General features: G+C 40.2%; 9 protein-coding genes. 3 read left to right on the forward strand and 6 right to left on the reverse strand.

Annotation, left to right across the window (positions count from 1 at the left end):
• Together LBPC_RS14765 and LBPC_RS14770 are read left to right on the forward strand one after the other, a co-directional pair.
• Nucleotides 1-180 (forward strand): hypothetical protein, encoded by a 180-nt coding sequence (locus LBPC_RS14765; protein WP_003572033.1) that lies wholly within the window; start codon nt 1-3, stop codon nt 178-180.
• Nucleotides 181-843: 663 nt separating this feature from the next.
• Nucleotides 844-1,623, forward strand: a complete 780-nt coding sequence (locus LBPC_RS14770; protein ID WP_003572863.1) for a replication initiation protein — start codon at nt 844-846, stop codon at nt 1,621-1,623.
• 548 nt (nt 1,624-2,171) lie between these two features.
• Here LBPC_RS14770 and LBPC_RS14775 read toward each other — a convergent pair.
• From LBPC_RS14775 to LBPC_RS14790, 4 genes are all read right to left on the reverse strand, one after another.
• Nucleotides 2,172-2,720: a replication protein B gene (locus LBPC_RS14775; RefSeq protein WP_003572853.1), complete on the reverse strand. Its 549-nt coding sequence runs from the start codon at nt 2,718-2,720 to the stop codon at nt 2,172-2,174.
• 204 nt (nt 2,721-2,924) lie between these two features.
• On the reverse strand, nt 2,925-3,428 hold the full coding sequence (locus LBPC_RS14780) for a hypothetical protein (RefSeq protein ID WP_016370804.1): 504 nt from the start codon (nt 3,426-3,428) through the stop codon (nt 2,925-2,927).
• Nucleotides 3,429-3,447: 19 nt separating this feature from the next.
• Entirely contained in the window at nt 3,448-5,598 is a 2,151-nt protein-coding gene (locus LBPC_RS14785; protein ID WP_003572855.1) for a glycoside hydrolase domain-containing protein, read from the reverse strand.
• Between the two features lie 350 nt (nt 5,599-5,948).
• Nucleotides 5,949-7,034 (reverse strand): trypsin-like serine peptidase, encoded by a 1,086-nt coding sequence (locus LBPC_RS14790; protein WP_003572859.1) that lies wholly within the window; start codon nt 7,032-7,034, stop codon nt 5,949-5,951.
• A gap of 51 nt (nt 7,035-7,085) precedes the next feature.
• On the opposite strand from LBPC_RS14790, the gene LBPC_RS14795 reads away from it, so the two are divergent.
• The gene (locus tag LBPC_RS14795; RefSeq protein ID WP_003663179.1) at nt 7,086-7,844 is read left to right on the forward strand and encodes a hypothetical protein; all 759 of its coding nucleotides are present in this window, start codon (nt 7,086-7,088) and stop codon (nt 7,842-7,844) included.
• Between the two features lie 237 nt (nt 7,845-8,081).
• Here the strand turns inward: LBPC_RS14795 and LBPC_RS14800 are convergent, their stop codons facing one another.
• Both LBPC_RS14800 and LBPC_RS14805 read right to left on the reverse strand, forming a co-directional pair.
• Entirely contained in the window at nt 8,082-8,585 is a 504-nt protein-coding gene (locus tag LBPC_RS14800; RefSeq protein ID WP_003663182.1) for an SMI1/KNR4 family protein, read from the reverse strand.
• Between the two features lie 12 nt (nt 8,586-8,597).
• On the reverse strand, nt 8,598-9,500 hold the full coding sequence (locus tag LBPC_RS14805) for an HNH endonuclease signature motif containing protein (protein ID WP_016370747.1): 903 nt from the start codon (nt 9,498-9,500) through the stop codon (nt 8,598-8,600).
• Between the last annotated feature and the right edge of the window lie 1,275 nt (nt 9,501-10,775).

The following is a 10,775-nucleotide window of genomic DNA, read 5'->3' on the forward strand; positions in this document are numbered from 1 at the left end:
ATGACAAAGCAAGACGAAACACACCGGGTCATGTTCACTTTGACCGATCAGGCGATTGCAAAATTGAATCAGCTGGTCGCAAAAAAGCAACAGGAAGTGAATCAAAATCCGGAACTGGCTAAGTACCATGTCAGCGTGACCAAATCAAATATCATTGAGGACTGGTTATCAAAGCAGTGAGTTTAAAAAGCGCTAAAGGGCCTGTACTAGCGTTTCTTACTCTGGTGGGTATAATTAATGCTCTCTACATCAAAAACGGCTTAGAACGCTCATATTTGCGTTCTAAGCCGTTTTTATCAGCATAGGTTCTTGACACCAATAAACATCTTTAGTAATTGATCAAATTTAGGCAATGTGCTTTTGTCGGTGAATGGCGATAGCCCTACCGAAGCTTCAGCTGAGGTTCTTCTGAGCCACGCAAGCGAAGCGCGCTAGGGCAAGCCAACGGCGCGCAGGCGAAGCCGGAGTTAAATGTGGCGCAGCCACACCTTTTTAGGGAGCAACGCGACCAGAATTTTGTATGGGGTTTGGGAAGAGGTTCTCCCCAAGGTCTTTTGTGGTTATTAACAAGCAAAACACAAACACAAGCCTCGCGCGCGTTATATATACTTCTAAATACTTTTAAATACTTTAAGTACTTAGGGAGACGAGAATGGCTCAACCACGCGTTTAAATCGACTAATAGGGGGGTAAAAAGCACACGATAGGGGGGTAAAAAGCACACGATAGGGGGGTAAAAAGCACACGATAGGGGGGTAAAAAGCACACGATAGGGGGGTAAAAATTAAAAGGAGACAAAATTGTTCTCCTTTTAATGTATAATACCTCTTGAGGTGATTCTGTATGGTAGATGTAAAGAAGCTCTTATGGAAAAATGACCGTAACTTTAACAAAGACGAAATAAACGATCAACGCTATTTTTTGGTTGCTGAACACAACGACCTTATCACTAAAGCTCGCCATGACTTGAATGCGCGTGAACTTAAAATTATGGATTATGTAATTTCCAAAATTAAGCCTGATGACAAGAACTTCAATGTCATTCAAACATCTATGTACGAATTATCTAACGTACTCGAATTAAAACGTAGCGGTCGTACATATTCTCAATTAGCTCAAAATCTCAATGACATGCGTGCTAAGAGTGTCAGAATTTACAACGAGGTAGAAAGATCAATCACGATGACTGGTTGGTTTGAGCGTGCCAAGGTTTGGGAAAATGGTAAAATAGAACTCAAAATTAATGAAGATTTTGCGCCTTTTCTTTTACGTCTTAAGGATAATGGTCACTATACTCAGTATCTTTTACATGACACTGTCCAGCTCAAAAGCAAATATGCTATTTTGCTGTATAAATTGATGCGTGAGTCTGATAAAGATAATGGTCAATCAATCCCGATAGTCCAAGGCGCTCCGGATGATTTTAAAAAGTGGCTAGGCGCCCCCAAAAACTACGCTTACAAGGATTTGAAAAAAAGCGTTCTAATTAGATCGATCGAAGAAATAAATATGAAAATTGATGATATGGATTTGGAATTGTTTCAAGCCAAGCGAGGACGACAAGTAGTTCAAGTTGAAATTCACAATAACTTTGCACGCAGATCCTCAAGCAAAGATTTATAAATGCAACTGGTTATAATCTATGCTAAAATGAACCTAATCGAATGAATTTATGAACATCACAAACCCGTGTAGTCCGCAAGCTGCATGGGTTTTTGTGTCGAAAAAAGCCATCATCTCCGCAAGAAGATGATGACCCGGTGCCAGGTGCTGGAATTAGTCGCTACTCACACTACTTGTGGTTATCCAGCGCGTATTTCAACAAAAGCAGAAACACACCGACAAGCAGCGGCGCGATGATCGCTTTATCGAATGAATTCATGAACTATCACCACCTTTAGGCGCGGTATCACGCGAAAAGGCGTAGCGACTAAACTAGTATACCAAAAAAGCAGTAAACACCACTTTAATTACCAATCAAAAATAGTCAAAACTTCGTTATGGAATCTGCGCAGTTGACTAATGGCCATTAGCTGCAGTGCTCACCCTGCCTAGCCTCGTGCAACCCACTTTGTAAATAGCCACTGGTCTACTTGATCACGACCTGTACTGACGGATTTCTGGATTTTAAGACTTAGTGAAATAGCCACCGTGACTACGGTGGCTATTTGTTACTTTCCAGTACCAAACAATCTCTGCCAAAAAGACGGCGGTTGTTCTGGGCTACTTTCAGCCTTTACAGGCGCCTCTGGCGCTCGTTCATGCGTTTGGTCATTTGCTAGATCAGAACCGCTCTCAGGGTTGTTTTGGGGTGCTTCCAGCTTCTTAAGTTTGTTTTCGGCCATTAGTTGGAGTTGTTGCGATTGATCAAGTAGTTTCTGCATGTTCTCCAATTGGGAATCCTTAGCAAGAATTTGCTTATTTTTTTGAGATAGTTCATTCTCCTGAGCCGATATGCGCTTTTTTAGTTCATCAACCAAGTTAGTGTTGTCGTCGACAACGTTGGCGGTTGAATGGTTGGCACCCTGTTGTTGGTTATGATCTTCTATGTATTGGGACTTCAGTTCAAATACACCATCATCATCAACCACCAACTTCTGGCGTCCGTTGGTGGTAACGGTTGTTACGTGGTTGGCTCGGAAGTTGGCAGTTAGTTTCTTACTCACCGCTTGCTTGCTTATGCCTAATTCATTTGCTAACTCTTTGATGGTCTTACTCATATAACCGTCCTCATCTCGTGCATTCTAATGACGATTATAGCAACGGTTACGGATGGCTGCCCATAAAAATACCCGAAACGATCTTAGACATCGTTTCGGGTCACTTATTTGAATCGGATTTTAGGCTTTGTTTCAAGACGTTTCTGGACGAATCGTTAGGGTACAATCTAACGGAACAAATTTTGAAAGTTTATCAGTTAGTAATCATTGAGCCACAAGTTGTAGCCATATTGTCAATATCACGGTCCCGATCATTAACAGTATCTTGCTGAGAATCCAACGTTTCTCTCCTGCAGTATTCTCTACTAGAGAAATATTAGAAAGAGGAAAAGCCAACAATTTTTTGTGCCGAAATTCTAGCATCATCTGCACAATAGTCAAAATAACAAATAAGGCAATCGATGCCCACAAAATGATTACACGAACTCCCTCGTCCAAAGAGTCAATCAAAAAGCTATTTATTGAATAGACTATCCATCCGCCAAAAAAGAACACGAATGCCATAAGCTTTGTTGCACCTTCCAATTTGACTAATTGGTTTACCTTCTTAAATAAAGTTGGGTTTTCGCCCAGATACTTAGCCACTTTTATATAGGCTTCGCTACGTTTTTGATCAGAAGTTTGGTGCCGCACCATTATTGTTAAAGCAAGCGAGCTCAACAATATGGAATATCCCAGTACACCAAGTATTAATGGTAACAATCCCAATTAATCACCTCCTTAAAAGCTAAGCAGCAATGAACGTCGCTGGCAATAGTTTAGCAGCAGCTCCAATAAGAGTAGCCGCTACTTCTGGAGCCATAATAATTGTTACTATTAATACAAACGCCCCTGCTGCCCAAGGAATCCACCCCAAGTTTGGTTCATGTTCAGAAACAGGAACATAAATTGGTTTATAATCTTCAGCTGGGATCCCTAATCCATTTGGCTTAGTGTATATCTCGATACTCAACGAAGTTGTAACATTTTCCTGTTGTCCGTTGGTAACAACTGTTGTTGTAGATTCACAGACCACTTTAAATCCTAGCATTCCATTTTTGGTTGACATTCCAACTTTTAGATTTCCATTGCCAATCATTGGCCCTAGTGTACCAATCAAAGATGTAAAGTCAAAATTCTTTGCGGCTTCGTGTGCTTCTTTGAATTTATCGATCTCAGATTGTACTTGAGTTCCTAATTTACCATCAGAAATTGTAAAACCTAGTGGCGCTCCACTATCGTTGCTCGCAAAAGTACTTGATAGTTTAAGATAAAACTCTGCCAAAATAGTTGATACATGAATTTCAGGGCCATCAACCTCTAAGGTCGGAATATCTGGTTGTAATGGTTTTAACTGATAGGCATTGTTAATTAAGGTTCGCGCAAACTCAAGGCGTACTGCGTTAGGATCCACTTTGAAAGTCCCGCTTCCCTGGTCTTTTCCTGAAGAAGCTACTTGGTCAATATCAACACCTGCAGCTGAGTATTCCACAAACTGATCAAATGCCCAATTTTGAGGCATCTTAAAACCTAGGTTTCCGCTCCATCCATATGACATATCAGCGACGTAGGAATAAAGAATATTGGTCCCCGATGCAGCGGTTACCCGATTACATACATTCCGTGTTCCATATATTCCAATTTTGAAAATACTATTGTTCATAGCTTGGCTAATACCACGGAAATAAGAAATAATTGTGCCATCTATATCGCCACTTTGAACATCCACATCAACTGCAAAGTAAATCGTAGTTGCAGCCGGAAACCCTAACTTAGCAGCAGTACTACTTGCAACAAATCCGTCATGAATTCCCTGCTGTAGACTAAAGTAATCAAACTCATAGCCACCATCTTCATATATTGGCACAACTTTTAGTCCAGCCTCAGTAAGATTTGCAAGTTCCGTGGAAGTCAAGTATTTATCACGTTCGGCAGCCCCTGCACCAACGCTGCCAGTTAGATAACGAGCAACTATTGAAAAATCGAATTGCTTTAGTTGTTTTGCCTGTGCAGCACTTAATTGAGTTGCTGTATCAAAAGTATTTGAATCACGATTAGTATTGCCGTTGCTAGTCAACAATCCTTTGATGACGGTTAGGTCAGCTGTGCTATTAAATGGCGGTAAATTCATAAACTTTCGAAAAGCTACCACTGCCGTTGCTACGTCTGAACTAAAATAGCCATCAAATGCCCCTGTATAAAAGCCGTTCACATACAAGCCGTATTGGATGACCTGGACAACGTCGCTATTGGCTCCCTGATTAACAGTAGGTGTAGCGGCAATTGTCCCTGGACCATAGTTACCATTTGCTTGCGCAGAACTCATACCGATTGCTCGTTGTAAGGCATAAATCAACGCTGTATTAGTTGCTCGTTGATAAACGCCATCACACGGCATCAATTCTTGTAATTCCCCAGAGAATTTACGGTTGAGCGCTTGCTGCATGGTTCGAACCTTAGCATCGCCGTTTGAAACTAAGACGAAAGCTGCCATGTCAAACAAAGCCGCCATAAATGCCACTGTCACAGATCCATCAGCCGCAATGCCAGCATCTTGCTGAAGTTCTTTAACAGCATTAAGGGTGTTATTCGTGAACTCATTATTAAAGTCTACTGGACTAATCCCTTTGCACCAGAAAGCCCCTTGAATGAGTTGAGCAATGTTCCCCTTATATCCTGGCTTCAGACTACCTACAACAGGTGCTAAGGCGTTTTTGGTCGTCTCGCCAAAGCCTTCACCAATAGCACTAATACCGATTTCGTGCTGTAATCCCATTCTTAGGCTATAAATTGTTGGCCATCCCGTTTGCCCGTTTTCTGGAGCTGCGACAAAGCCAGGAACGCTACCATACGTTTTGTTGAGCCATTTTTGAACGGCTCGTACTGCTTCATCTGCCATTTTAAAGTCTCCTTTTTTGTTTTAGACAGCACGTCTGCCGTCACAAAAAGCAAACATATGTTCGGATTCATTTCATCTCTTCAAAGCTTCGAAAGGCAACCCTGATCCACAAATAATCCTTTTATTTTGAACTTAGCAAAAAAATGAGGCCCTCACATAGTGTTGAAGTTGCCTCATTCTTAATGTCTATATTTAAAGTATTGCCACAACGATGGATCATCGAACGCTCATGGACTTGGTTAGACATGTATCGACGACTATGAAAATGTGGGCGCAAGCTCAATTTCACCTTCCAAATGTTTGTGCTATCTCATTTAGCGCTGGTTTTTTTAGGATAGACTAGACAAGGACTAATAATTTCTCAAGAATCCCGCAACTCCACTATTCATTCGTCGAAATCCCCACTGATACTCTTGTCCTTGCACGTTCGACCAAGCAAGAATGTTTATTCCGATAACCGAATTGTTGCCATCAAGTAATGGACCTCCCGACATGCCATGATACGAATTAATTTGTTGTGAAATATATATTCCTAGTGGGTCCTCTGAAAAGGGTGTGACAGTCCCACTTGATTGAACCATGACTCCTTGAAGTTCGTACCCTGATTGCGGATCGCCAGGGAATCCAATGGATCTTGCTGCCATCGTATCAGCAGGGTTCGTATTTAAATTAAGACCCGCAGGCATACTACCAGACTTCATAGAGACAATTGCAGCCCCGTAATCATTCGAAGTAGCTGTTGAATTATTAATCCATGCCTGTGGCACTATCAATCTATTCAATACTCCGTAACCGACCCCTTGATGATTTGCTTGACTATCACCAAAGTTAATAATTCCTCCAGAAATATAATGACCATCATATAACATGTGTGCTGCTGTCCCTATACGGTCTACTCCAATGCTAAATCCAGTACCGCCAGAAGTTCCACTGCTCAGCTCTGTGCCATTTGAGTTAGAGATGATTTTTTTATACGAACTGTCAAGGTATGGTGAGTTAATGACCATGACACCATTTGCCATCGAAAACCACGTGCTCAAAACCCCAACGGAACTGTACGGCGCCGAATTGGGGTTTGACACAGGTGATACCGTCCTCACAGATAGATGATTAGACGATTTATTCAGTTTCGCAAGATATTCGGACGTAATTCCTTGAACTTTCTTTCCTTCTTTTAAATCCTGATATTGATCAGGTGTATAAGCTTTGACACTCCCTTTAAAATCGGGATAAGAATACTGATATTGTCGAATGATTTCATTCAAAAACTGTTGTGTTGTCGTCTGGTTAGTCAAAACAATATCATTCTTTGGTAAAACATGGCTATTCGCTGCCAAAGGATTTGCCATACTATCAGCACTTACACTTACCGTTTGAACTTGAATTATCGCTAAGGCTGCAGCTATCATAGTGATATATGCCCATACTTTTCGCAATTTAATTCCCCCTTTTTCTTAAAAAAAAACCGCATTCACGGAGGCTTGTCAATGCTTTTAAAAAACAAACGTTACTTTTGGCTCATCTTGGCTGTCAGCATAATTGGAGTAATTGTTCTTGCGGTGTTATGGCGCATGAACCCTGAAGGAACGGCCTCAAATAAGTTTGAACGTCCCACCATTACTATTAAAAAAGTCAAACTTATTAAGCACAGTAACAGTATTGCTGTCACATTTGCTACCTCTCCAAAAAGCAAATATACGATAAGTGATCTTAAAGAGAATCAACTTTCTTCTGGCATTTCGAATAAAAGAGAAAATACCGTTTCGGAATTAAAGCCCTCCTCCTCTAAGCTTGCAATACGGGTTAAGCATAACAATAATATACAAACCAAAGTGGTTTCTGTTCCCATTGGTTATCATATTATAAAAAGTGCCATTTCAAGAAAGCCAATTCCTATGGGAGAAGAGTTTAAGTACAATGGAAAGTCGCATGTTTTATTTAGCATGACCATTACCCCTAAAAAACAAAACAAGAACAGTATAAAAAACACCACTGCTTTTAACATAACGGTTAAAAATGATCACTACCTTGTCCCTGTCGTATTAGATACCAAATACCTTACTGTTTCTGATTCAGAAGGTAACTCATTAAAAGTAAAGCCATTCTCAAAAATTTCTATTCCAGCAAAAAAGAAAAAGACCATTGCAATAACTATTGAGGGCGTTCCCGCAAGCTCTGCCAATGGTCTAGTTATAACGTATAATACTGTCGATTTAGACTTACCAATCTCCTTTATAAATTCCTGAAATTACACTAACTGTCCCCCACCTTGACAGTCAGTACACTCAAACTGTCTCTTATGCTTACAAACACGTAATTTAGGCGGTTTTTAAGCAAAAGTCGTTAGTTTTCATAAATGTTATCTTATACTCTAATGAGATCTAGCTTGTGATAATAAGGCTGTTTTTCTTTGACAGCCTTATTAAGCACACTAATCAATGTCAATTCGAAGTTTTTGGTTTCCTACTTGGCCAACTTTGTTATCAGAAATTCCAAAACTCATTGCCTCCCGCCACCATATATTTATCGAGCCATTTTGAAAATGAAAAATCGAAATATCGGTCTGCTTCTATTCCGGGATGAGTTAGATATGATTTTCCTAACCGATACTTCTCTATATCAATATACATATCTCCGACATCCCTTATATGGAGAATGGGTACTTTATTTACAAAACTTTTAGGCAGTGCCTCTTTTTCTTTAATCATTTTTCTAATTGAATAGACTTCACACGTATATCCCATAGGAATCCCTTCGATTGTTGTGTCAAATAAAAATAGTCCATTAGTAATCGAGAGAAACTCAATGTAATCCTGTGGAAGGTTCCACCTTTTTATTTTTTCTATATCATCAGCGTGTGCAGGAGGTTCTATCTTAAAAGAAACATTTTGCACATCTCCATCTAATTGGAATGTTGAGAGCGCTTTTTCCCCATTTTTCGTCACCTTTATTAAAGAATTAATTCTTCGCCGAATTAGAGATTCCAAATGAGTTCCTCCTCAATAGTTGTTAAACCACGCGGTGATCAACCGATGATTTGGTGTTAACACCGGCATCAAATTATTAAAGTCATTTGTTCCGCCATAAACTCTCGGGCGAATATGATGCACTTCTCGAGAACTCCAAAAATCTGCAGATTGATTGCCATATGTTTCACTGAACGTTTTAATATAAATATATCTATCTTTTGATGACCAACTAGGAGATTTTGATAACTTAGTCCAGGTAGTATTAATAGGTGTTTCTGCATCTTTTTTAGACACGGGATCAACATATTCAGGGAAATTCTGTCCTATTTTATTTTGTAAATAGATGGCCGTTGGTGGGATTGGTTTTACATTAGCCGCTCCATTAACTCCTATAAATCCAACAGCGCCAGCAACGTTAAAAAATGTGGTTTTGGCTGGCAATTCTGTAAAACCAAGTAATCCTGTTTGCAAACCGCCTATTTTGCTAATGGGTGCCAGCGTATTGGCATTCACCGGACCTGCAAGGGTAGGCTCAGTATTAAATTCAATTTGCACATCAACTGCGGCTGGCGGGACACCCTCAATAGAATCAATCCAGAAATTGACTCTGAATTTTCCGGATATGTATTCTTCCGATAAGTGCCAGGTAATATTTGTAACAGGAACTTCTGCACGAGAACTTATGCCATTGCCATGACTATTATTCAGTACCACTTGTTTTCCAGAAGCGATAATTGGTTGTCCATTTTCTGGATTACTTCTTGATAACTTGTCAGCATTGGTCAGTTGAGTATTGTTATCGCTAATACGGCTTTCAGTTGAAACAATTTGATTTAAAGATTGTGTTGTGTCTGCGGATACAATTGTTGAATACCCAAGCAAATTGACTAGAAAGAGCCCGAATATTAGCCCAATAACTTTCCACTTTTTCACGCCTATTATCTTCTTTCCAAAGTTCTTCAGTGCCTGGCAATAACTGTATACATTGAGCAGTATAGTCGCTATTTTATAGCTGAACAACTCATAAAGCTCAATTATTATTAGCCTATAAAACCACTGCCTAAGTGAATTGATCTAGAACGAAGCACGCCGAAGAAGTCGCTAAATGTGCTAAGAAAAATGTGCTTGAATAGCTCAAAAGTAATTAGCGTCTCCATTGAAAATCCGTTATTTTTAAGTGATCTAGTGTTAACTATGAATCCCAAATAAAAAGCAAAATCCGTAAATGCCAAATTTTCCTTTTTGACGTTTTTCTACTGTCGCGAGATTTGCAAGTGTACGTACACTTACGATGAATTGACAGAATCTCAGCTGCGCTGATCGTCAATTTTGTTTGGGGGCACGCCCCCAATCCCCCTGTTATTTTGAAGGGAGGTGAGTCCCCCTTCAAAATCAAAATTTAAACAGCATCTGCCGCCATCTTTTCGCTGACCTTCTCACGATGTTACACGTGGTGTTGACACCCACTTGCATTTAGAGTTTCATTCAAGTTGAACATTGTGTAATATATGAGTTGCATTTGATAAACATATCAGTTGCTATTTGTGCAACTTTAAAGCTTCGGCTAATTCAACGTTCTGTTAATTTACAAGCATCTCGACAGTTTCTGTTAAAGCAACATCTACGCTTCAATTCGAGCAACTCACTATACGTATGCCGAGTTGCAGACAAGCTACTATATAGCTGTACGCGCTGAAACACCAAAAATCGTTCGTTTATGCCCAATAAGCGAATAATCTTGCTCAGGTGTAGTAAAAAACTGTTTACGTGTAGTGAATGGCGCTAGCCCTTGTCGTAACTGGCATCATCCACGTGTAGTAAAACGCGTTTTACTACACGTTCGTAATTTTTTCACGTGGAGTAAATGGCGTTTTACTACACCTTTTGACCCCAACGTGCTATCACGACAAACCAAACCGCACTGCGGTTTACCCCAATTTTGGGGTCAGTTTTGCCTTATGCTCTTTCATGATTTTAGGCGCGTTCCAAGCAGTCTCAAAAAGTGGTCGATCCAGGCGAGCCGATTTTTGAGAAGGATTGGATAGCAACTCAATTTATTTTGATCTTTTGCTTGGAGAAAAACGTTCACGTTTTGACCAGGGCCGTCGCAACTGTTGACCAAAACTCGTCCGGTAACGTGACGCTATTTAAACGCCGCGTTGGTTTGCTAGACGACCATTCATCATCACCATTCAGGAGGTTTTTGAA

Origin of the sequence: Lacticaseibacillus paracasei subsp. paracasei, from assembly GCF_000829035.1 — a bacterium.
Lineage (GTDB): Bacteria > Bacillota > Bacilli > Lactobacillales > Lactobacillaceae > Lacticaseibacillus > Lacticaseibacillus paracasei.